Origin of the sequence: Priestia sp. TGN 0903 (assembly GCF_050846855.1) — a bacterium.
Lineage (GTDB): Bacteria > Bacillota > Bacilli > Bacillales > Bacillaceae_H > Priestia > Priestia zanthoxyli.
Genome location: NZ_JBOZGL010000004.1, coordinates 331,433 through 354,807, shown reverse-complemented (window position 1 = coordinate 354,807; position 23,375 = coordinate 331,433). Strand labels below are relative to the sequence as shown.

The window sequence follows — 23,375 nt, the reverse complement described above, 5'->3', positions numbered from 1 at the left end:
TTATTCAAAAACGAATTGTATTTTATTCAAAAGTGAATAGAAAGCGGGGAGCATACATGAATTCAGAATGGAATGAAAATCAGTGGATCCTTCATTCGTTAAAAGATGATTTGCTTGTGACGGATGAAAAAGGCATCATTGTCCGAATACATGAAGGAACGGGAAACATTTACGATGTAAAAGCTGAAAAACTGCTCGGAAAGTCTGTGTATGAACTTGAAAAACAAGGACTGTTTACCCCAATCGTTACCCCAATTGTGCTTGAAACAAAGAAGAAAATTACGCTTGTACAAACAACTAAACAAGGCAAGCAAGTGCTCGTTACTGGCATTCCGGTCAAAGATGAAAAAGGCGAGATTAAAAGAATCGTCAGCTATTCTCACGATGTGACGGAGCTGATGGAAATGAAAACATATCTTGATGCGATGGAAGGCGAAATGCAGCGCGTAAAGAGCGAGCTTATGCTGCTGCGGAACCAAAATCTATCAACAGAAGGAATTGTATGCAACAGCGATAAGATGCAGCACGTTCTTCGTACGGCCGTTCACGTTTCGAACGTGGACGTAAATATTTTGCTTTTAGGGCAGTCCGGAGTAGGAAAAACGCATTTAGCAAAGCTGATACATAACAAAAGTACAAGAAGCAAAGGGCCGTTTATTGAAGTGAACTGCGGGGCGATTCCAGATCATTTATTTGAAGCGGAACTGTTCGGATATGAAGCAGGGGCTTTTACCGGTGCATCTAAAAATGGAAAGGTGGGGCTGGTCGAATTAGCAGACGGGGGCACGCTTTTTTTAGATGAAGTGGGAGAGCTGTCACCGGCGCATCAAGTGAAAATTTTAAAGCTCATTCAAGAAAAACAGTTTTATTCCGTTGGAGGAAGAAAGCCCAAAACCGTGGACTTTCGCTTAATTGCAGCGACGAACAAAGATTTAGAAAAAGCCGTTGCTGAAAAAGAATTTCGAGAAGATTTGTATTTTCGTTTAAGCGTTGTACCGATTACCATTCCATCTTTGAACGAGCGTCCTGAAGATATTTTTCCGCTGCTCACACATTTTGCCGAGCAGTTTGAAAAGAAATACAACCGAAAAAGAACGTTTGATAATGCGGTTATTCACGCACTGCTTGCACACGAGTGGAAAGGAAACGTACGAGAATTAATCAATGTGATTGAACACGCGGTGGTTGTGTCTTCACAAACGCTGATTACAATGGAGCATTTGCCGCATTCTCTGCATAGGAAAAAACGGATTCAACACGTTGAAGAACATGGGGAAATGAAGCTTAATGACGCGTTAAACGAGCTGGAAAAAGAGATATTAGTAAAAGCAAAAAAACAGTATAAAACGACAACAGAAATAGGCGAAGCACTCGGAATCAGTCAGCCTTCAGTTGTTAGAAAATTAAAAAAACATTCTGTTTTTTAACGTCTTTGGCACGCTCTTTGCATGTAAAACAAGTACAAACACATTACTTGATAGATTGCGAGGAGGAAGTCAGATGACACAGGCATCACTTACACAGTTAATGAACAGTTTACCGGATTTACTAGCACCAAGCATGGCGAAAGATCACCCTAATTTACCCGTGGTAAAAGCAGAGGGCTGCTACTACTACGGAGCGGACGGAAAAACGTATTTAGATTTTACATCAGGTATTGCAACAGCGAATACAGGTCATCGTCACCCTAAAGTTGTACAAGCGATTAAAGATAGCGTTGATCATCTTATGCACGGCCCGTCAGGTGTGATTATGTACGAATCTATTTTACAGCTTGCTGAAGAATTAAAAACAGTATTGCCAAGAGGCCTGGACTGCTTTTTCTTTGCTAACAGCGGAACTGAAGCAATAGAAGGAGCGTTAAAGCTAGCAAAATACGTGACGCAAAGGCCTTATACGGTTTCGTTTATGGGCTGCTTTCACGGCCGTTCTCTCGGAGCGCTTAGCGTGACAACATCAAAAAGCAAATACCGGAAATTTCTTCAGCCATCGGGCTTAACGTATCAAGTGCCTTATGCAGACGTGACTCAGTGTCCAAAAGGAGAAGATCCGGAAATCTACTGCGTGGAAAAGTTAGAAAAAGATTTTGACACGTTGTTTAAGCATCAAGTAACGCCGGAAGAAGTGGCGTGCATGATTGTAGAGCCGGTTCTTGGAGAAGGCGGCTACGTAATCCCTCCGAAAGCATGGCTGCAAAAAATAAGAGAAGTATGTGATAGACACGGCATTCTGCTTATTTTTGACGAAGTGCAAACAGGGTTTGGACGTACCGGCGAGTGGTTTGCAGCTCAAACGTTTGACGTGACGCCTGACATTATGGCAATCGCAAAAGGCATAGCATCAGGACTTCCGTTAAGTGCTACTGTAGCTTCCAAACAGCTCATGGAAAAGTGGCCGATTGGTACACACGGAACAACTTTTGGAGGCAATCCCATTGCTTGTTCAGCAGCACTTGCGACGCTGGACGTATTAAAAGAAGAAAAGCTGATTGAGAACTCAAAAGCAATGGGGAAATATGCAGCGGATCAGCTTCAGCATTTAAAAGCGAAGCATGAAGTGATCGGAAGCATTCGTTCAGTAGGACTAATGATTGGAATTGAAATTATTAATCCAAAAACAAAGCAAGGCGACGGAAATCTTCTTCTTGAGATTTTAGACAAATGTTTGGAAAAAGGGGTGCTGTTTTACCTTTGCGGAAATAGCGGAGAAGTGATTCGAATGATTCCTCCTTTAACGATTACAAAGGAAGAAATTGATGCCGGGCTTCGCGTGTTAGACGAAGCATTAACAGAAATCACAAGCCTTCACGTGATCTAAAGCTTTAGGAAGCTCTTTGTTTCAATGAAAGATAGATTGACCCATAATAAGGAGGAATCTGTTATGAACGGACTGGATATGACGGTTATGTTTGTCTATTTTGGCGTATTGGTTGTAGCGGGTATTATTGGCTCGTTAAAAGCAAAGTCATCAGAAGATTTTATTTTAGCCGGAAGAAACTTAGGGATGTTTATGTATTTAGGATGTTTATCAGCCGTTATTTTAGGCGGAGCGTCAACGATTGGAACGGCTCAGCTTGGCTACGAGCACGGGCTGTCTGGCATTTGGTTTGTGACGATGATTGGACTTGGAATCATTACGCTTGGCACGATTTTCATTAAGCGGATTTCGTCGTTGAAAGTGACCACTATCAGTGAGCTGCTAGGAAAAAGATATAACGCTCAAGCGCAAATTATCAGCGCGGTTGTTGCCGCTATTTATACACTCATGGTATCAGTCACTCAAGTGATTGGAATGGGAACAATCATTCATGCGTTGCTTGGATGGAACATGACGGCATCGATGTTAATTGGCGGTTCGATTGTTTTGTTCTATACGATTTTAGGCGGAATGTGGAGCGTAACGGTTACTGATATTATTCAATTTGTTGTGATGACGGTAGCGATTTTTGGATTTATGCTTCCAATGAGCGTATCAGAAGCAGGAGGTTTCAAAGCCCTTACCGGAGATTTGCCATCATCTTATTTTGATTTTTCATCGATTGGATACGGTCAAATCTTTCAGTATTTCCTTCTATATACGCTTGGTATGGCAGTATCTCAAGATATTTGGCAGCGAGTATTTACGGCGCGAACAGAAAAAATTGCGCGAAACGGCTCCATTTTTGCAGGGGTGTACAGCATTGCCTACGCGATTGCGGGAAGTGTAATTGGAATGTGTGCATATTTGCTGCTGCCAAACGCAGAAAGCAGTCAAAGCATTTTTGCGACGCTTGCGATTCAAATTCTGCCTCAAGGGTTATTAGGTCTCGTGCTGGCAGGCGTTTGTTCGGCGCTGATGTCAACTGCTTCAGGAACGCTGCTTGCGTCTTCTACGCTGATTAGTAACGATATCATTAAAAAAGTGTGGCTTAAAAATATTTCAGAGAAAAACTATTTAGTTTTAACCCGTGTGAATACACTTATTGTCGGCGTACTTGCTATTATTTTTGCTCTTTGGATTCAAGACGTGCTTGTTGCTTTAGACGTGGCGTATGCGATTTTATCAGGAGCGATTTTTGTTCCGTTTGTTGTGTCCCTGTTTTGGAAAGACATTCATCCAAAAGCAGGAGTTTCAGCGATTGTTGTTAGTACGCTAGTAGTACTTGGAGGTCTATTGATTGAAGGACTTTCTTCTACCACTCCAATTCTATACGGTATTTCAAGCAGCATCATCGTGATGGCTGGATTTGCGGTTATGGCTCGAAACAAAGAACTGTCTGATCAAGAAAAGGTTCAAGAAGATATGTGAATAAGGGGGTAAAAAGCTTCTCATAGTAAAGTGAGAAGCTTTTTAGCATTTTGTGTGCATAAGTATAGACAACAAACGGCAGAGAGGAGTACACTAGACGCTCAGATTATAGAGATAAGGAGATTGTCAAATGAAAAGCAGAACGTCTGTAATGGTTAGTATTGTACTGGCAATGCTAGTGGCTTCGCTTGATTCAACGATTATGAATACGACGATGCCCGTTATTGCAAAAGAGCTTGGAAGATTTGATTTGTACGCGTGGTCGTTTGCTTCGTACATGATTGCAAGTACGATTTTATCTCCGGTAGCGGGAAGATTATCGGATTTATTTGGCCGCAAAAAAGTATTTGGGTTTGGAATTATTGCTTTTTTAATTGGTTCAATGCTTTGCGGCGTGGCAAATACGATGATTCAGCTTGTTCTTTTCCGTGCGGTTCAAGGAATAGGAGCCGGGTTTATGGTGGCCTTTCCCGCTATTATTGCCGGAGACTTATTTCCAGTTGAGAAGCGAGGGAAAATTCAGGCGCTCTTTACAACGATGTGGGGATTATCAGCTGTGTTGGCTCCACTTTTAGGCGCTTTTTTTGTGGATTATTTAACGTGGAGATGGATTTTCTTTATTAATTTACCGGTATGTATCGTTTCATTTCTTACGTTAATGCCGTATCAAGAAAGCTATGAGCCGAAAAGAGCAAAAGTCGATTACATCGGCGCCATTTTGTTTGGAGCTGGCGTTACGTCACTCCTGCTTGTGACGGTAGTGGAACAAAACCGAATTGTGTATGCAGTCGCTGGACTTATTTTATTAGTGATTTTTTATTTGCATGAACGAAAACATGCTTCTCCGATTGTACCGCTGTCTATGTTCCAAAACAAAACGCTGTCATGGATTAATATCAATGCGTTTATTGGAACGGTGGCTTTATTCGGAACGTCAAGCTACATTCCGTTATTTTTACAGCGAGTAGCGCATTTGTCACTGTTTATGAGCGGAGTTGCGCTGTTAGGAACAGCGGTCGGATGGATGTCTGTGTCCGTACCTGCAGGTAAATGGATTTTAAAACATGGCTACAGAAAGCTGTTGTTAATCGGGAATGTGCTGCTCGTTGGCTCAGGAACACTTCTGCTGATGCTAAATGAAAGCCACGGTTTCTTCTACGTGTTTTTCGTCATGATTGTACAAGGGCTATCGTTTGGTCTGCTGTCTACGGTTGGAGTCATTGGTGTACAGCAATTAGTAGGAGGACATGAAAGAGGTATTTCAACGTCATTTTTTATGTTTTGCAGAAACATGGGAACAGCAATCGGCGTTACGATTATGGGTGCGTTGCTGACTTCAGGCGGAAGCTTTATGGCAGGCATTCATCACTTGTTTTTATTTGGCTTTGCCGGAAGTATCGTGGCTTTATTAACGTCGTTAAAGATTCAAAACGATACGGAAACAAAGCACAGTCGAGCTGCTAGTTAAGGGAATTTATGCTAAATATGTTTATTTCATAAAAAAACGGGAAGAAACCAAATAAGGTCATAGAATTGCCTGAGAAATCGTAGGCATATTCTTCTTCTTCTTTCACTTACTACATGTGGGACGCCGGGTATCGGCGTCTTTTTTTTGTGCTGTAAAGAGACTGATTATCTAAGCAAAAGCATATACATAAACGATTTTGTTCAAATAATGGGACTTTTCACAAAAATAAGTCTTTAAATGGTAAGAAACATTAGGTATAATTTAGTGGTTATTTAGCATATTTTAGAAATGTTTGACTGAGTTTGTACGAAAAAGTGAAAGGGGATATTTCATGTCATGGCTCACCAAATGGTCGTTTAAAAACAAAGCGGCTATTACCATTATGTCTATTTTAATTTTAGCTTTAGGAGTCATTAGTTATTTTACACTTCCGATGGAGTTCCTGCCGACCGCTGATCAGCCTCAAGTGTCAGTAGTAGTTATGGGGCAAGGAACGGATGCAGACTCCATGGAAAAACAAGTGACGTCACCGATTGAAGAAGCGGTCGCCGGTGTTAAAGGAAAAAGCAACGTGTATTCAACGACGGGAGACGGCTATTCCAAAATCGATATTTCATTTGAATCCAAAACGGATATGAAAGAAGCAAAAACAAACGTCCAAGAAGCGCTGTCTTCGGTGCAGCTTCCAGCCAGTGTATCAAAGCCTAATGTTATTCAATTAAATACCTCTATGATTCCCATCGCAGATATTTCACTCACATTTAAAGAAGGATTAACAAGAGACAATCTGGATCTTGCAGAGAAAAAACTGATCCCTAAATATAAAGACGTTAAAGGCATTGCGAGTGTTCAAACGTATGGAACAGCGGATTCCTACGTGTCTATTAAAGTTGATAATAAAAAATTGTCACAAAAGAACGTGACTATTGATAAAGTCATCAGCGTGTTAGAAGGAAAAAACACGTCGCTTGCAGTTGGAGAAAAAGTCATTAATAACAAGTCGAGCAATATCAACGTAACTGGTAAAATTGATAGCTTGGACAAAGTGAAAAAGCTGCCGGTTGCACAGGATGTAACGCTAGGCGACCTTGCAAAAGTAGAGGTGAAAAAGCCTGAAGGCGTCGTGACGCATATTAACGGAAAAGATGCACTTTTACTTATTGTTACAAAAGACAGTCACTCAAACGCCGTTAGCATCACAAAAGAAGTAAAAAAACTGTCTCAGCAAATTAACAAAGACTATAACAATGTGAATGCTTCTGTATTTTTTGCAACAGGGGACAGCGTACAAAACTCTGTTCATTCCATGATGAAAGAAGTGTTGCTAGGCGCACTTTTTGCGACCGTTGTCATCATGCTGTTTTTACGCAGCGTTCGCTCTACGTTTATCACAATTGTATCCATTCCGCTATCGCTTTGCTTTACGCTTTTTTTATTATCCAAATCAGGCGTCACGCTCAATATTTTAACGCTTGGAGGAGTAGCGGTAGCGATTGGGAGATTGGTAGATGATAGTATCGTTGTCATTGAAAACATCTTCCGCAAAATGCAAAAAGAAGAGTTTTCGCTTGGACTGATTATTGATGCCACAAAAGAAGTAGGCTCTGCTATTACTGCTTCTACGTTAACGACAGTAGCTGTCTTTTTACCAATCGGCCTTGTAAACGGAGGGCTTCAAGACTTTATGCTTCCGTTCGCTCTAACGCTGACGTATTCACTGCTGTCTTCATTAATTGTGGCGCTTACCGTTGTACCGTTAATGAGTGCCGGGTTATTAAAAAATGAAAAACTTCGCAAGCACAAGCAGCCGGTTCGTTTTACAAAGGTTATAACATGGTCGCTTAATCATAAATGGGTTGTACTGCTGCTTTCGCTGCTTTTATTTGTCGGATCTATTGGCGCCTACACGATGATGCCTAAAGGAGCGGTTGATAACTCTTCATCTGACTTTGTAGGCACAACGTTAAGCTATCCAAATAACACGCCAATTAAAACCGTAGAAGAAAAATCACTGCAGCTTGAACGCTACATTTTAGCTCAAAAAGAAGTAAAAGAGGTATATATGCAGCTAGGTAATACGGATGAAGGAGCCAAGTGGGGAGACGTTGGTTCGCCTACTGAAGCTACGTATACGATTACCGTAAAAGACAGCGGAAACACTGATTCGCTAATGAAACGAATCCAAAATCAAAAGAAACTCTATGACGGAGGAGATCTTAGCGTAAGTGCAGCTTCACTAATGGGAGCGTCCACTACTTCGATTACCGTTGATGTGATTGGAAACGACATGAACAAGTTAGAAAAAACGGCAAGCAGCATTAAGAAAGAAATCAGCGATATAAAAGGAGTAGACAAAGTTTCTACGAACCAAGACGAAAAGAAAACGATTTACTCTTTAGACGTAGATCCAACAAAAGCAAACACGCAGCAAGTAGCGCAGCAGCTTGGCGTTATGCTGAATAAAACGCCGATTGGAGCGATAGATTTAGAAGGCAAGCAAGCAAACGTACTTCTTGAATCTGTCTTAAATCCAACGTCACCAAAAGAGTTAAAAGATATTTCTATTATGACAGAGACAGGACCGTCACCTGTTTCAAAAGTGGCTTCGCTAACGCAAGCTGAAAAGCCAACAAATCAGTTTCATAAAAATGGAGACCCGTATATTCAAGTAACAGCGGATGTCAATCCAGAAAAGCTTTCAGAAATTAATAAAGACATTCAAACAACCATTTTTGGAGACGGTAAGAATAAAGGACTGTCGATTTCAAAAGATGTTGACGTTGTAATCGGCGGAGCAAGCACTCAGCAAGGAGAAGATTTCTCTGACTTGTTTATTACGATGCTCGTGTCGATTGGTATTGTGTTCTTAATTATGGTCATTACGTTTAAAACAATCCGCACGCCGTTTGCAATTTTATTTTCACTTCCGCTTGCTGCGATCGGTGCCGTTTTAGGATTATTAATCAGCCGTATCCCAGTAGACGTAACAGCTTTACTTGGAGCCCTGATGCTGATTGGTATTGTTGTAACGAATGCGATTGTACTATTAGACCGCGTGAAGCAAAATGAAAAGAAAATGATTATGCGCGATGCCATTGTTGAAGCAGCCGCTACGCGTATGCGTCCAATTGTTATGACGTCTGCTGCTACGATTTGTGCGATGCTGCCGCTTTTATTTAAACAAAGCGAAAGCGGAAGCCTCGTTTCTCAAAGTCTTGCAGTCGTTGTAATCGGAGGATTGGCCGTTGCGACTCTGCTTACACTTGTAGTCATTCCAGTTGTATATGAACTGCTTCACTTCAGAAAATCGAAAAAACAAAGAATACAGCAAAAACAGCAGGAAGACGTAACGCCGCTATAATGTTTAAAAGAGGGTAGAACATAAGTATGTTAGGTGAAAAAATCCGAACGATGAATCGTTCGGATTTTTTTATTGGCAGAATGAACGTAGGTTTCATGTCGGTAGTTGCTTCTAGCTAGGGTTGATTTGGTTACGTCCCAGCCTCTTTTTTATGAAACCTTTTGTCTAGTCAAACGTATAGTTAGATAAAGAAATGGAGGGATAATATGTTTGGAATAAAAGAGCGATGTTACGTTTGTCAGAAAAAAATTCAGCCGAATGAAGAGGTATGGATGCGAATGAAGTATCCGAGTAAAAGAGGAATGACCGAAATCAAAGCTTTTTTACATCAAGAGGCGCAGTTTGTATGCATGGACTGCTTTGAAAAAACAAAAAAATGAGTCAAAGTCGTACTCTTTTCAACATATTGACATAGTATACTTTATAGTTTAATATTTAGATAATTATCTAAATACTTAAATGTGATGGAGATGAACTTTAATTGAATGAAACGTTTAAAGCTTTAGCGGATCCTACTCGCAGGAAGATTTTAGAGCTGCTAAAAGAGCGGGACTTAACCGCAGGAGAAATTTCCGAGTATTTTAACATGACCAAACCAAGCATCTCAAATCATTTAAAAATCTTGAAGCAAGCGGACCTCGTTCAAGATGAAAAAAGAGGGCAGTTTGTGATTTATTCGTTAAATACAACCGTTTTTCAAGATTTAATCGGCTGGTTTTTCAGCTTTCAGAAAGGAGAAAAGTAAATGAAAAAACACGTATTTCCTTTAGGCATTACCCTTTTCACACTACTTGCATGGCTGATTGCACTGCCGCATCTTCCAGCTACAATGCCCATTCACTGGGGAGCAAATGGAGAAGCAGACGGATTTGCCACAAAGATAAATGCAATGATTTTAACAGTAGGAATCATGGTACTTATTTATTTTGTCATCGCATTTGTTCCGCGAATTGACCCGCGTAAAGAAAATTATAAGTACTTTTCAAAAACGTATAATATCCTGTTAAACGCCGTACTGCTATTATTCTTTTTTGTAAATATGAGCACTATTTTACAGGGGCTTGGCTATAACGTGCCGATGTCGTACATTGCTCCGATTATGGCTGGACTCGTTTTTATCATTATCGGAAACTACTTGCAGCGCGTGCGCTCTAACTATTTTATGGGGATTCGTACACCGTGGACATTGAGCAATGAAAACGTATGGAAAAAGACGCACCGGTTATCCGGAAAGATCTTTTTTATAGGCGGAATGCTAATTCTTATTAGCGCTTTTTTACCTGATGGATACAAGTCAGTTATCATGTGGGGTAGTATCGTTCTGTGCGTGGCGATTCCTTATCTGTATTCGTACTTGGCGTATAAAAAAGAAATGAATATGTAAGCATACAAAAAAATCCGGTGAACACACCGGATTTTTTTTATGGATAACATAACATATCAGCCGTAACGCCACCGTTCGTGTCACGCCGGCTGATGAGAATAAATATAGCATAAAGTATGAAACGCGTTTCAGGTCAAGAGTTGTTATGAAAAAACTTACATTTGCTTACGATCGCTTGCTTCAGGCGGCTTTTCAATCCACCCGTTTTTAATCATCACTTCGCTGCAGCGCCCCGCTACTTTTAAATCTCTTAAGATACACGCTTCACAGTGCCCGACAATATCAAGCCTCATGCTGGTAGTCATTGCCGTTGCGTAATAGGTAATGGCTACTTTAAACATTGCTCCTGCGTGAAACGTCATCAGCTTTTCTGAAAATGGCGCGTGCGTAGACGTTGTGATTTCATTATCCAAAAGCGGAGGGGTATGAAGGTTTTCTTCGTGCATAATGGAAGAATAAAGCTCAATATGCTTGTGTGCCACATCAAGCCCCGTCTCCATTACTTTCCGCACGTCTTTTCGTTTGCTCACTTGTTTGAAGGCAATCAAAAGCGCTTTGGTTGCCATGCTTTTTCGTAAATTAAAATAAATATTCCCGGCTTCCGTTGCGTTTAAAAGGCGCTGCTTGCCGACAAAATCAAGAGCGTAAGTCAAATCTGTGATCGGCTCTTGTTGTTTCGGATTTAAAAAATAAGGAGCCGGCACATAAAGATTTTTTGCTAAAAGCAGGTCGAGCGACCGATTATATACTTCCATCACGTCCAAATTACACTGATGATAATAATCTCGAAGATCTCGGCGAACGGACACGCTAAATGAAATGCCGTATCCTGCCAAGCCATGAATCGTCATGTCATGAAGATATTTCAGCCAAAACGAGTCTGTAAAAAGCGGAGGTGCGTGCAAGTCCACATCTTCATCTGTAAAACCTTTTGGCAGCGGAAAATGTTCAGCATGAAAAATAGCAGTCAGCAGCTTAATATGCTTTTTGGATAACTCTAGCGAAAAGGCAAACAGCGACCGAATCTCTGCATCCGTTACCGTTGCAAGAACGTGTTTCGCTACACAAACCGCCAGCGTATCCTGCTGATACTGCGTGCATAGACTCGTTATTTCAGGCGAAGTCAAACGCTTGCTTTCTGCGTTCAATTGGCTTTCCTCCTATCTATAAAAATGGTACGTATTTATAAAAAACAGATAAGCATAGTGTGGACAAGGGTGTGTTAAATTATTCCACAAGTGCATTAGAGAAAAGAAAGGAAATAATGGTTAGGGGAGACGTCTAAAGTACAATCACTTTTCCGGTCTATTAGTATAGATAAGAACTCTCAATAAAAATTCTCTCCACTCTATACGCGAAGAGTTTCCTTTATCTATTTTCCAAAACCACCCAATGTGCTAGCATAAATATAGACTCGTTAAATGGATAAGGTGTAAAAGGAGAGTTTTGATGAAATTTTTTAAGGATGCGTCTAAGCGGGAGCATCAAAATTGGAATAAAGCTGTGTCGGCAGGTTTTTATATCCTTTTATTGCTGCTGTTTGTGAACGTAATAATGTATACCTATAATGGCGCCGAGTTAGTGTCGTCATTTTCGATGTTTTGGACAGGGATGATTGTGACGTTTGGCTATCAGTTCATTTTAAATAGAAAAAGTGAGAAAAAATGAAAAAACAGCCTTGGCACCGTTCAGAAAAATTTCTGCTGCTGCTGTGCTTTTTTGCACCACCCATCGGTTATATAGCAGTGGTAGTAAATAAGAAAAAGCTCAGCCGGGAGCAGTGGCTGAGTAACTTAACGGTAGCGACTATTATCATGTCCATATGGCTGCTGAAGTTTTTACCGCATCAGTGGGGAATCATTATTTTGTTAACGGGAGTCGGAATCTATTGGTATCACCGAATTTTGAAGAAGTTTAAGAAGTAGCATAGGGAAAGCAAGTAAAGCGAAATAGCAAACAGTGACTGAATCCTCCCCATCCATCACCGTGGTCAGAACGTGTTTCGCTACACAAACCGTCAGCGTATCCTGCTGATACTGTGCGCATAGACTCGTTATGTCAGGAGAAGCCAATTGAACGCTTGATTTATGCGTTCAATTGGCTTCTCTTCTATTTGTAAAAAGAATACTTATCTACGAAAAACAGATAAGCATAGTGAGGATAAATGTGTTTTAAATTATTCTATAGGCAAACAGCTTATTATTGAGGAACTAGTACAAGGGCTCGCTGATTACTCAATAGTAAATAAATGTAAAATTTAGGTGTTCTTAATTAAGGTCACTATATAGCGAAACGCGACTTATGCACTAAACAGTGGATATTTATCGAAAAATGTTCTTTATTGAGGTTTACTTTTTGTCATTTGTTCTCTATAATAGTCATTACTTGGTGATTATTTAGTAAAAAAGAATTAAAAACAAAGTTTGATTAGATATATATGACAAATAACAGGGTGTAGTGGTTATCCTTGTTCTTAATAAAGAACAAGGAAGTCGTGAGAGGAGAAAATATGAGTGCAATAGCTGGAATTTACCATTTCAATAACAATCCGGTATCTCATGAAGAGGTAGCTAACGTTCTTCAAGCTTTATCCAAATATCCAGCTGATGACATACAGGTATGGAAAAAAGAAAGTGTTGCACTTTTGAGCCATACTCAATGGATTACGTCAGAATCTGTTGGAGAAAAATTACCTTATTATGACTACGAGAAGCAATTAGCTATTACCGCAGATGCGATTATTGATAATCGTGAAGAGTTGGTAGATCAGTTGCAAATCAAGGATATCTATAAAACGAAAATTACAGATAGTGAATTGATTTTGCTTGCGTATCATAAATGGGGAGAAGAAGCCCCAAAATTTCTAGTGGGAGACTTTGCTTTTGTCATTTGGGATGAGAAACAGCAAAAGTTATTTGGAGCAAGGGATTTTTCAGGAAACCGTACTCTATATTTTTTCAAAAATGCTACAACCATGGCTTTTTGCACCGCTATTAATCCGTTATTTTCGCTACCTTATATAAAGAAATCTTTAAATGAAGAGTGGCTTGCAGAATTTTTAGCCATTCCAATAACATTTGAGTCAACGGATGTTGCTTCAACTGTCTATAAAGAAATTCAACAAATACCGCCGTCCCATTCAATAAGCATTTGTCATAATCGGCTTGAAGTAAAAAGGTATTGTATAGTGCAAGAGGAGAAGAAACTAAAGCTAAAGTCAAACAAAGAGTACGAAGAAGCATTTCGCGAAGTGTTTCAGCAAGCTGTAGATTCTAAGCTAAGAACCCGATTACAGGTCGGCGCTCACTTGAGCGGAGGATTAGATTCAGGATCAGTAGCTGGTTTTGCCTCTAAATCTCTTTATAAAGAAAATAAAAAATTACATACATTTAGCTATATCCCAATAAATGAATTTGAAGACTGGTCACCTAAAAGCAGAGTGGCAAATGAAAAGCCCTTTATTAAATCAACGGTTAATTACATAGGTAATATAGAAGATAATTACTTTGATTTTGAAGAAAAAAGTCCTTTTTCCGAAATTGATGAATGGCTTGAAATATTAGAAACACCTTACAAGTTCTTTGAAAACAGCTTTTGGCTTAAAGGTATTTATGAACAAGCCTCTAAAAAAGGAGTAGGAGTTTTGCTAAATGGGCAGAGGGGGAATTGGACAATTTCCTGGGGGCCAGCGCTAGATTATCAGGCACAGCTTTTAAAGAAGGGAAATCTAGCTAAATTCTTGCGAGAGCTACGTTTGTATAGCAGGAATTTAGGAGTAGGAAGATCTCGTGTTCTTCCAGTAGTAGCGAAAAAAGCTTTTCCAAGGTTGCATTCGCTCATCTCATCAGGGCAGGGTATACCATATCCACCTATCATTAATCCTGATTTTGCACAGAGATTTGATGTATATGCCAGACTAAAAGAACATGACATCAATACGGATGGCTTACTTACTAAAAGCGCTTATGAAATAAAGAAAACACAGTTTTTACAGCCATATTACTGGAGTATTAACGGTACATATACGACGAAGCTTTCTTTATATCATTCTTTATGGGATCGTGATCCGACAAACGATTTAAGAGTTATTCGTTTTTGTTTATCAGTTCCTGAAACGCAGTTTGTTCAAAATGGTCAAGATAGATCTCTGATTAGAAGAGCAACTAAGAATGTTCTTCCCGACGATATAAGGCTTAATCAAAGAACAAGGGGCTTACAAGGAGCCGATGGCATTCAGCGTATGATACCAGAATGGAATTTGTTTATAAATGAAATGGAAAAGGTAATAAACTCTGATTTTATAGCTGAATATTTTGATATGAACTTAATAAAGGCCGCTTTGGCAAATTTAAGGGACAATCCTAAGCCGGAATCTGTATTCAGCACTGACTTTAAGCTGTTAATGCGAAGCTTAATAGTATATCGATTTATAAATAAATTTCTTTGAAGGGGGGTGAAACTATGAAAAAAGAGTGGAAGAAGCCAGTACTAGAAGTACTTGATGTAAATATGACGATGGCCGGTCCAGGAACTAGTATTCCTGATGCGGTACAGCCAGATCCAGACGAAACAGTTCACTACAGCTAATTTGAATAAATGATTATAGACAACAATTGCCCTTATACACACTGAGTTGTATGAGGGCTTTTCAAAAAATTAATAACATCTGGAGTGAAATTAATGATTAGTATCAAAAAAAAATATACTTACGATGCTTTTGGGCTAAATATTTTGAGTGAGCTGTCTTTGCCAGAATTAAATCGTCCAGTTTTTCCAGGTGATCATATAGACGTTTCTATTAAACTTTCAGACTTATCAATAGACAAAATTGAATTAGATCAAAAAAACGGCTTCACGGTCCGAAGTCATTACGTAGCCTTTGAAGTTCCCAGTCTAGCTATTTTTTCTATAAAGAACGGAAAAGAAATTGTAGTAGCACCCCTTAATGACTTTGATGAAGCTAAGGCGAGGCTATATATACTGGGAACTTGTATGGGAGTCATTTTAATGCAGCAGCAAACTTTGCCTCTCCACGGCAGTGCAATAGCTATAGATGGAAGAGCTTATGCTATCGTTGGCAATTCTGGAGCCGGAAAGTCTACCTTGGCGTCAGCTTTTATTCAGAAAGGATATAAGCTTATAAGCGATGATGTCATTCCTCTTACGTTTTCAGATGAGCGTATTCCGATGGTTCAACCAACATATCCTCAGCAAAAGCTGTGGGAAGAAAGCTTAAACGAGTTCGGGATTGATTCCAGAAAATATAATCCTTTGTTTGAAAGAGAAACAAAATATTCAGTGCCCGTAAAAGACAGTTTTTATAATCAACCAATTCCTTTAGCTGGCATCTTTGAGCTTGTAAAAGGGAGCGGGGAATCTGTAGAAATTCGTCAAACAAATGGATTAGAAAGCTTTCGGATTTTACTTCACCATACGTTTCGAGGTTCACTTTTGCAGAGGCTAGGGTTAAAGGAGTGGCATTTTATTTATTCTTCAGAGATTCTTAAAAGCGTAAATACGTTTCAAGTAACGCGATCTTCTTCGAACTTTACCCCGTATGAGTCGGTCTCCAAAATACTAAATATAGTGAAAGAAGGGAATTTAATTGATTAAATCAGAGCAGATTCTACCTAAGCATGTTGTAACACAGAGTGAGGGAAATATCGTAAGTGATATGGGAAATGAGAAAGTTATGCTAAATATTGAAAACGGTAAGTACTACAACCTAGGTGAAATTGGAGGAGACATCTGGGAAAGCATTAGTAAACCCACACAAGTAAACGAATTAGTGAATCATATTGTAAAAAAGTACGATGTTCAAACGGATAAATGTGAAGAAGAAGTTATTTCATTTTTAGAGAACATGTATCAAGAAAATTTGATTGAGCTGGTTGTGGAAGGCTAAATTTTTATGTGTATTTTATATGAATAATATTGGAGTAGCTGTGATGAAATTGATAAAAAAAGCTAAACATTTTTTATGCTTAGATACCAGTCAAAAGCTTTTGTTATTAGAAGCATTTTATTATCTTGCTTACGGAAGAATCCTTAAAGCATTGCCATTTTCAAAGGTTACACCTATGTTAGGTGAGCATATGAAAGAGAGCAGCATGGATGAAGATAGCTATGAAACTAAAACGTTAAAGCATATTTCAACAGCTATCTATCAAATGAGTAGATATACTTTTTGGGAAAGCCAGTGCCTCGTGAAAGCCTTCGCAGGTATGAAGATGCTAGAAAGGCGCTGTATTGAAAGTACGCTGTATTTAGGTACAGGAAAAGATGAAAACGGGAATTTTATTGCACATGCCTGGCTGCGAAGCGGCTCAACATACGTAACAGGATCAGAGGGAATGGAAAGGTTTACAGTCGTAGGGAACTTCTCTAAAACCTTGAATAATAAAGGAAATCGAAAGGAAAAACGATGATAGACAAACAACCAATAATTGATACAAGTCAGTCCAAAGAGCTTCATTTTTTATTGACGCTGTTAAGAGAAGAGAACACATCTGAAGAAATCATACCCTTAAAAGAGCTTGATTGGAATCATTTTCTTGAGCTAGTAAAGCATCATCGAGTTTGTCCGTTAATTTATATAAGGTTAAAAGATAAGTCGGATGCTGTTCCACCACATGTGATAGAAGTGCTGTTTCAAGAATATAAAAAAAATACCTTTAAGATGCTTCAGCTAACTGGAGAAATGGAAACCTTAGATAAGGTTTTTAACGAAAATAATATTGAAACTTTGTTTTTAAAAGGGCCCCCGATTGCGAATGATCTTTTTGGAGATATTTCTCTTCGAATGTCCAAAGATCTGGATATTTTAGTGAGAGAGGAAAAACTGGAAAAAGCAGAAAATATTCTTCTCAGTCTAGGCTATGAAAAGGAAGAAATACCAACTGTATTAAATGAAATAAAATGGCGCCATCACCACATTGCCTATTATCATCCAGAAAAAAAGATTCAGGTTGAAGTTCATTGGCGGCTGCACCCTCGTTCAATGAAAAGAACGAGGTTTGAAGAACTGTGGAACGGAAAAAGAGAAAGTCAATTAACCAAGCACCCTATATCTTTTATGGGTACAGAGGATTTGCTGCTGTATTTAATTTCTCATGGTGCTCGTCATGGATGGTTTCGTCTGCGTTGGTTAAAAGATATCGATCAAATGGTAAGAAACAAAAATATCAACTATGTACATTTTAATGAATTGGCAATTAAGCACCAGCAGAAGCACTTAGTAGGGCAGGCTTTTCAATTAGCTACTCTGTTTTTTCAAACGCCGATACATGAAGAGCTTCAGCATATTGTAAATACAAAGAGAGCTAATCAATTAGCGGAAAAAGCAATTCCTTATATAAAGGAAATGGTTCAATTACATCTGCATCCTCAGCCGAAAAATCTAGAAAAGTCCTATAAAAACTATTTATTCTCGATAAAAACCAAACGACAAAAATGTAAATTTTTCATTATTTCATTTTATCCCAACCCTCTAGATGAACGAACCTTTAGGCTGCCGAAAAGTTTGTATTTTTTATATTTCTTACTAAGACCAATTTTGTGGTCGTGGAGAAAACTAAAGAAGCCAGTGTTATTTTAAAGTTTTCTTGCAAAATGGTTAGCATATGTGAATTAAGCGCGGGTGGGATAGATATTTTATAGGTCAAACTGATAGGAGGCAGAAGAACGTATATTGGAACCGTTACTGTATTATATTAAGAAATTGCATTCTTCAGCAGGGAAAATTATATATTTTAATGTTTTTGGTATGGCCATTGCTAGTTTAATGGAGGGATTCGGCATCTTGCTGATTATCCCGTTGTTAAGCATTGGTGGGGTAATAGAAGCAAATACTGCGTCTAGCAAGCTCAGTCAGCTGTTTAATTTCCTTACCGCATTGCCGCCGTCTTTGTATTTACCGTTAATCTTGTGCATGTATGTAGTAATTATTATTGGGCAGAATCTCCTGCAGAGAAGCTTAGCTATTCGAGATGTTAAGATTAGAGAAAAATTCAGCAGAGACTTAAGAATTGAAATTTACAGCTTGCTGCTGCACTCGAAGTGGGCGTTATTTTTAAAAAAACGAAAGTCAACGCTTATTAATCTATTAACTTCGGAGCTGGCACGTGTGATAGGCGGTATTAATTTTGCTCTTCAGCTGCTGTCTAATACTATTTTTATGATTATACAATTAGCTATTGCCCTGTGGCTGTCTGTCAAAATGACTCTTTTTATCGTGCTGTTTGGTTTGATACTAGGGTATCTTTCAAGAAAGTTCGTACAAAAATCTAGACACTTAGGACGGAGAACCTCTCAATTAGGGGAAGACTACATGGCTGGAATCACAGATCAGCTTAGTGGCATTAAAGATATTAAGAGTAATAAATTGGAATACAGCTATATTGATTGGCTGCGTTCTTTAACCTCAAGAATGAATGCAGAACAAATTGAATATGTAAAACTTAAGTCAAGCTCTCAGCTAGTATATAAAGTGAGTGCGGCTCTTCTCGTTGCAGTATTTATATTTATATCTGTAAAAGCTTTTCATGCTCAAGGCGAGCAGCTTTTGTTAATTATTCTTATCTTTTCTCGGTTATGGCCGAGATTTATTGCGATTCAATCAAATTTCGAACAAATAGCAGCTACTCTTCCCGCTTGTCAGGCTGTTAAGAAGCTCATAGAGGACTGCTCTAAAGAACAAGAATTCAAGCAAGCAGACGCGCTTTCGCCAATTACAGAGACGCAAATAGAGTGTAAAGACGTTTATTTCCGCTACAAAAAAGACAGTTATACGTTAAAAGATATTAACTTGACTATTCTTCCTAACCAAATGACCGCTATTGTAGGTCCTTCTGGAGCTGGAAAAAGTACGCTTATTGACTTATTAATGGGACTGAACTCTCCTGAAAGAGGCGAGGTGCTTGTAAATGGTCACCCGCTTAAAGATGAACTCCTACTGTCTTTAAGACAAGCCATCAGCTATGTACCTCAAGACTCGTTCTTATTTAACACTACCGTAAGAGAGAATTTACTGACGGTGAATGCACAAGCTAGTGAAAGAGAATTATGGGAAGCATTAGAATTTGCGATGGCAGATCAGTTTGTAAGAAATTTGCCTCAGGGTCTAGATACTGTTATCGGAGATAGAGGAATGAAGATATCGGGCGGAGAACGTCAAAGGCTTGTTTTGGCAAGAGCAATTCTAAAAAAACCAGCTCTTCTCATTTTAGATGAGGCTACGAGCGCCTTAGATACTAATAATGAGAATAAAATTAAAGAGTCAATTGACCGGTTAAAAGGGAAAGTAACGATTGTTGTTGTAGCTCACAGGCTGTCCACTATACAAGCTGCGGATCAGGTTCTTGTGTTGGAAGAAGGAAAAGTGATTCAAAAAGGGAGCTTTAATCAGCTGGCCTTTGAAGAAGGCGCGTTTCATAAATTATTAGAAGGACAATTTCAAACTGTTTAATAAAGGTAAGCGCTCTTAATTTATCAGCATAATCTATTTGATGTTTAACTCACAATAAAATAAAGGCGCAATATTATTAAAAATTTCACTTATAACTATTAACGGTGTTCCTTAAGCTAAATCTACATTTTAATAAGGAGAGTGCTTAATAATAATGATTGGTCGTCGTGTAAAAGAAATAAGAATGCAAAAAAAGCTGTCGCTTTCACAGCTTGCCGAACGTGCTGACATTGCTAAATCTTACTTAAGCAATATCGAACGTGATATTTGTATTAATCCAACAATTGATGTAGTTGAAAAGCTGGCTCAGGCCCTTAAAGTGCACCCCGCTGTTCTTTTAAGCTGGGAAATAAAAGAGCTGGGTTCTGAGAGTATGGATGATTCTTTCAGCTGTATAAAAAGCCATATCAGTACTTTAGACAGCTTACAGCTTAAGGAACTAAGAGATTCTATTGATATCGTCGTCTGGAAAAGAGAAAAAGTTCCTTTAAGTGACTTAGGTAATTTAATATAAGTGTGTTAAAAAGAAGATAGTGTCACGATACCTTCGTAGCTTAAAAGAAAGTTGATCTTACGAAAAAGACAAATTTTATCCATTGATATTTTTGAAAAAACAGATAGAATATTATAAGAATATAAAATTATTCTATCTGTGTAAATAAAAGTTTTTATATTGAATTATTTTACATATGTTTTTTGAGAGTAACCAACCCCATCGGTTGGTTTTTTGCATGAGTTGATTATTTTGTGAAAATTAAAATAAATACACCGCTACACAAAGAAATTTATTATATATTTAAAAATATAAGAGCGTTTTGGTACCAATGGGAGGCCAGCACTTGTGTCTATAAAGAAAAAAATATCGCTGTTCTTTACTTTGCTAGTGTTGTGTATTTTACTGGCGAATAACACTTTGCATTACATTAGATCTAAAAATAGATTAATAGATTTTAATCAAAAAGAAATTACTCTTGTAACGGAAGAAATTGCATACGAGGTAGAAAACTCTAAAAATAGCGCTTTGTATATGGAAAATAGAATGGCACAGGAATTAAGAACAGCTTCAATTGCTATACAGCGTTCTCTGCCTTCTAAATATCAGGATATAAGTAATGAGCAGCTTAAGGAGTTAGCAAAGCAGCTCAGGGTATCTCATATTACATTATTAGCTCCTAGCGGAGATGACATTATTGGTGTGAGGTCGTCAGACTCAAAAGAAATTAATATGTCTACTAAAGAATGGGGGTATTGGTACACGTCTTTTCAAGAGCTTCTGGCTAATAGACCGGTCACTACAAAAAAAGGTATGGCTCTGCCCAACTTTTGGAGCGGTCCAATTGAAGTAGCTTCTAGTAATCCAAAGCATGTTGATAAATGGGGATATTATTATGATGGTTCGACTAACTATATTATTAACCCATATTTTCGTGATAAGAATGTAATAGATATTGAAAAGCAGTTTGGCCCTACTAATGTTATGAATCGCTTTACGAAGAGTTTAGATGGTGTTCTTGAATTAACAGTGTTTAATCCCAATAATTTTGGGAAACAAAATCAAAGCGTCTATTTGAATGGAAATAGATACGTGAAAATGAAAGATCAGCCAATTTGGTATGGAACATATACATATCAAAATACGAATCGCGATAAAACATTTATTAAAAATGCCTTGAAAACAGGAATGTCGCAAAGCTATATTTCAGAAATCAACAAGAAAAAAGTACTGAAAACATTTGTACCAATCAAGGAAGAAAAATCTGCTTCCTACGTCATAGGGGTTGTCTATAATTATGATTTGATTGAAACAGAGCTTCATGATGAATTAGTGAAGCATCTGCTTTTATCTCTGCCTTTTATCACCCTTGTACTGATCGTCAGCATTATCTTTTCTACGTCTATTACACGCCCTATTAAAAATTTGGTGGAGCACGTGAATTATATTGCAAAAGGGAATTTCGGTGAACTATCGACTGTAAGAAGAAGGGATGAACTGGGAGGTCTTATCGAAAATATTAATCATTTATCACATTTCTTGAAAACGTATTTGGATGATTTGAAAAGCAGTCAAGAAGAAAGTGAATTTCATGCGTATCACGATTTTTTAACAGGACTGCCTAATAGAAGATATTTTAAAGAAGAGCTTAATAAGCGTTTAATGGAATCTGAGCAAAAATCAATTAAACATGTAGCTGTACTGTTTATGGATATAGACCGGTTTAAAGACATTAATGATACGTTGGGGCATTCAAAAGGCGACCAGCTGATACAGCTTGTAGCGAATAGAATTAAAGCTTGCCTGCCTCCATACAATAGCTTTTTGACAAGGCAGGGGGGAGATGAATTTGTAGTTTTATTCAGTGATTTTCCACCTGTAGAGGTCGAAAAGCTGGCCAGGAAAATTATTTTAGATGTTCAGCAGCCTTGCTATATCGAAAGTGATGAAATAGTTGTAAGTATAAGCAGCGGTTTAAGTTTTTATCCGGAGCATTCTGAAAATCTGGATACACTCATTACGTATGCTGACATGGCGATGTATGCTGCTAAAAGACAAGGTGGGAACAAAGTCGTGACCTACCATCAGCTATTAAATAAAGAACAAACTGAAAAAATGCAAATTGAAAAACGTTTGCGTAAAGCTATTCAAAAAGAAACAATTGAGGTATACTACCAGCCGAAAGTAGATGCTAGACATAATACGGTAACAGGAGTAGAGGCTCTTGTTCGCTGGCATGATGAAGAGCTTGGGTTTGTTTCGCCTGAGGTATTTATTGGTATAGCGGAAGAGGCGGGTTTGATTCATTCCTTATGGGGAAGTGTGATGAACATAGCCTGCTGTCAAATCAGCAAGTGGAATAAAATGTTCAATCAAGAATTAACATTGGCAATGAACTTTTCACCACGCCAGTTTCAGGACTCTTCTTTACTAGTTCATGAGGTTAAGGGGGCTCTCTCCTTGTATAACCTTAACCCAGGAAGCTTTGAAATGGAAATCACTGAAAGCACACTGCTTATTAACACTCAGGAAACAATTAAAGCTTTACATGAACTAAAAGAATATGGTATATCAATTTCTATCGACGATTTTGGTACAGGTTACTCTTCGTTGAGTTATTTGAAAAATTTACCTATAAATTGTTTGAAAATCGATCGATCTTTTATTATGGATATGAACGAAGATGACAGCAACCGTAAGATTATACAAGCAATTATCAGCTTATCTGAAAGCTTAAATTTAAATGTAATTGCAGAAGGCGTCGAGCTAGACTACCAAAAAGATTTTCTACTTAAAAATGGCTGTGTGCATATGCAAGGATACTTATTTAGTCGACCGCTATGCGCAGAAGGCTTTGAATCATTTTTTTGTAGAGGCGATAATCAAAGTATCGATTGAGATAGAAAATTAATTAAA

The 23,375-nt window shown here is 38.4% G+C and carries 20 protein-coding genes; 19 read left to right on the top strand and 1 reads right to left on the bottom strand.

Going from position 1 to position 23,375, the window contains the following annotated elements; translation table 11 throughout:
- Positions 1–56: 56 nt before the first annotated feature.
- The 8 genes from ACRPLY_RS16185 (at position 57) to ACRPLY_RS16150 (ending at position 10,500) form a co-directional block, all read left to right on the top strand.
- Positions 57–1,427 (top strand): sigma-54 interaction domain-containing protein, encoded by a 1,371-nt coding sequence (locus tag ACRPLY_RS16185; protein WP_155017038.1) that lies wholly within the window; start codon positions 57–59, stop codon positions 1,425–1,427.
- Positions 1,428–1,500: 73 nt separating this feature from the next.
- A complete protein-coding gene (locus ACRPLY_RS16180) occupies positions 1,501–2,817 on the top strand; it encodes an aspartate aminotransferase family protein (RefSeq protein ID WP_155017039.1) in 1,317 nt (438 codons plus the stop codon).
- Between the two features lie 63 nt (positions 2,818–2,880).
- Positions 2,881–4,287, top strand: coding sequence for a sodium:solute symporter (locus ACRPLY_RS16175; protein WP_033578249.1), 1,407 nt, complete (start codon positions 2,881–2,883; stop codon positions 4,285–4,287).
- Between the two features lie 130 nt (positions 4,288–4,417).
- Positions 4,418–5,755, top strand: coding sequence for an MFS transporter (locus tag ACRPLY_RS16170; protein ID WP_432232014.1), 1,338 nt, complete (start codon positions 4,418–4,420; stop codon positions 5,753–5,755).
- A 331-nt stretch (positions 5,756–6,086) separates the two neighbouring features.
- The gene (locus ACRPLY_RS16165) at positions 6,087–9,116 is read left to right on the top strand and encodes an efflux RND transporter permease subunit (protein ID WP_374734359.1); all 3,030 of its coding nucleotides are present in this window, start codon (positions 6,087–6,089) and stop codon (positions 9,114–9,116) included.
- A 206-nt stretch (positions 9,117–9,322) separates the two neighbouring features.
- Positions 9,323–9,496, top strand: a complete 174-nt coding sequence (locus ACRPLY_RS16160) for a Fe3+ hydroxamate ABC transporter substrate-binding protein (RefSeq protein ID WP_432232013.1) — start codon at positions 9,323–9,325, stop codon at positions 9,494–9,496.
- A 101-nt stretch (positions 9,497–9,597) separates the two neighbouring features.
- Positions 9,598–9,861, top strand: a complete 264-nt coding sequence (locus ACRPLY_RS16155) for an autorepressor SdpR family transcription factor (RefSeq protein WP_028407742.1) — start codon at positions 9,598–9,600, stop codon at positions 9,859–9,861.
- Positions 9,862–10,500 (top strand): SdpI family protein, encoded by a 639-nt coding sequence (locus tag ACRPLY_RS16150; RefSeq protein ID WP_432232012.1) that lies wholly within the window; start codon positions 9,862–9,864, stop codon positions 10,498–10,500.
- Between the two features lie 155 nt (positions 10,501–10,655).
- Here the strand turns inward: ACRPLY_RS16150 and ACRPLY_RS16145 are convergent, their stop codons facing one another.
- Positions 10,656–11,648, bottom strand: coding sequence for a DUF3231 family protein (locus ACRPLY_RS16145; RefSeq protein ID WP_432232011.1), 993 nt, complete (start codon positions 11,646–11,648; stop codon positions 10,656–10,658).
- A gap of 301 nt (positions 11,649–11,949) precedes the next feature.
- Here ACRPLY_RS16145 and ACRPLY_RS16140 point away from each other — a divergent pair, with 301 nt between their 5' ends.
- The 11 genes from ACRPLY_RS16140 to ACRPLY_RS16090 all read left to right on the top strand — a co-directional run bounded on the left by ACRPLY_RS16140 (position 11,950) and on the right by ACRPLY_RS16090 (position 23,357).
- Positions 11,950–12,168: a hypothetical protein gene (locus ACRPLY_RS16140; RefSeq protein WP_028414310.1), complete on the top strand. Its 219-nt coding sequence runs from the start codon at positions 11,950–11,952 to the stop codon at positions 12,166–12,168.
- The gene (locus ACRPLY_RS16135) at positions 12,165–12,425 is read left to right on the top strand and encodes a hypothetical protein (RefSeq protein ID WP_394542376.1); all 261 of its coding nucleotides are present in this window, start codon (positions 12,165–12,167) and stop codon (positions 12,423–12,425) included. The genes ACRPLY_RS16140 and ACRPLY_RS16135 overlap by 4 nt, the downstream gene beginning before the upstream one ends.
- A gap of 584 nt (positions 12,426–13,009) precedes the next feature.
- Positions 13,010–14,947, top strand: coding sequence for an asparagine synthase-related protein (locus tag ACRPLY_RS16130; protein ID WP_432232010.1), 1,938 nt, complete (start codon positions 13,010–13,012; stop codon positions 14,945–14,947).
- 14 nt (positions 14,948–14,961) lie between these two features.
- Entirely contained in the window at positions 14,962–15,087 is a 126-nt protein-coding gene (locus ACRPLY_RS16125) for a paeninodin family lasso peptide (protein ID WP_014461234.1), read from the top strand.
- A 93-nt stretch (positions 15,088–15,180) separates the two neighbouring features.
- Positions 15,181–16,113: an HPr kinase/phosphorylase gene (locus ACRPLY_RS16120; protein ID WP_425205366.1), complete on the top strand. Its 933-nt coding sequence runs from the start codon at positions 15,181–15,183 to the stop codon at positions 16,111–16,113.
- A complete protein-coding gene (locus ACRPLY_RS16115; RefSeq protein WP_014461232.1) occupies positions 16,106–16,405 on the top strand; it encodes a lasso peptide biosynthesis PqqD family chaperone in 300 nt (99 codons plus the stop codon). Before ACRPLY_RS16120 ends, ACRPLY_RS16115 begins: the two co-directional genes overlap by 8 nt.
- Before the next feature lie 43 nt (positions 16,406–16,448).
- Positions 16,449–16,928, top strand: a complete 480-nt coding sequence (locus tag ACRPLY_RS16110) for a lasso peptide biosynthesis B2 protein (RefSeq protein ID WP_432232009.1) — start codon at positions 16,449–16,451, stop codon at positions 16,926–16,928.
- Positions 16,925–18,097, top strand: coding sequence for a nucleotidyltransferase domain-containing protein (locus ACRPLY_RS16105; protein ID WP_432232008.1), 1,173 nt, complete (start codon positions 16,925–16,927; stop codon positions 18,095–18,097). Before ACRPLY_RS16110 ends, ACRPLY_RS16105 begins: the two co-directional genes overlap by 4 nt.
- A gap of 93 nt (positions 18,098–18,190) precedes the next feature.
- Entirely contained in the window at positions 18,191–19,966 is a 1,776-nt protein-coding gene (locus ACRPLY_RS16100) for an ABC transporter ATP-binding protein (RefSeq protein WP_432232007.1), read from the top strand.
- A gap of 154 nt (positions 19,967–20,120) precedes the next feature.
- The gene (locus ACRPLY_RS16095; protein ID WP_014461229.1) at positions 20,121–20,480 is read left to right on the top strand and encodes a helix-turn-helix domain-containing protein; all 360 of its coding nucleotides are present in this window, start codon (positions 20,121–20,123) and stop codon (positions 20,478–20,480) included.
- A gap of 327 nt (positions 20,481–20,807) precedes the next feature.
- Positions 20,808–23,357: an EAL domain-containing protein gene (locus ACRPLY_RS16090; RefSeq protein WP_432232006.1), complete on the top strand. Its 2,550-nt coding sequence runs from the start codon at positions 20,808–20,810 to the stop codon at positions 23,355–23,357.
- The last annotated feature ends 18 nt before the right edge of the window (positions 23,358–23,375 follow it).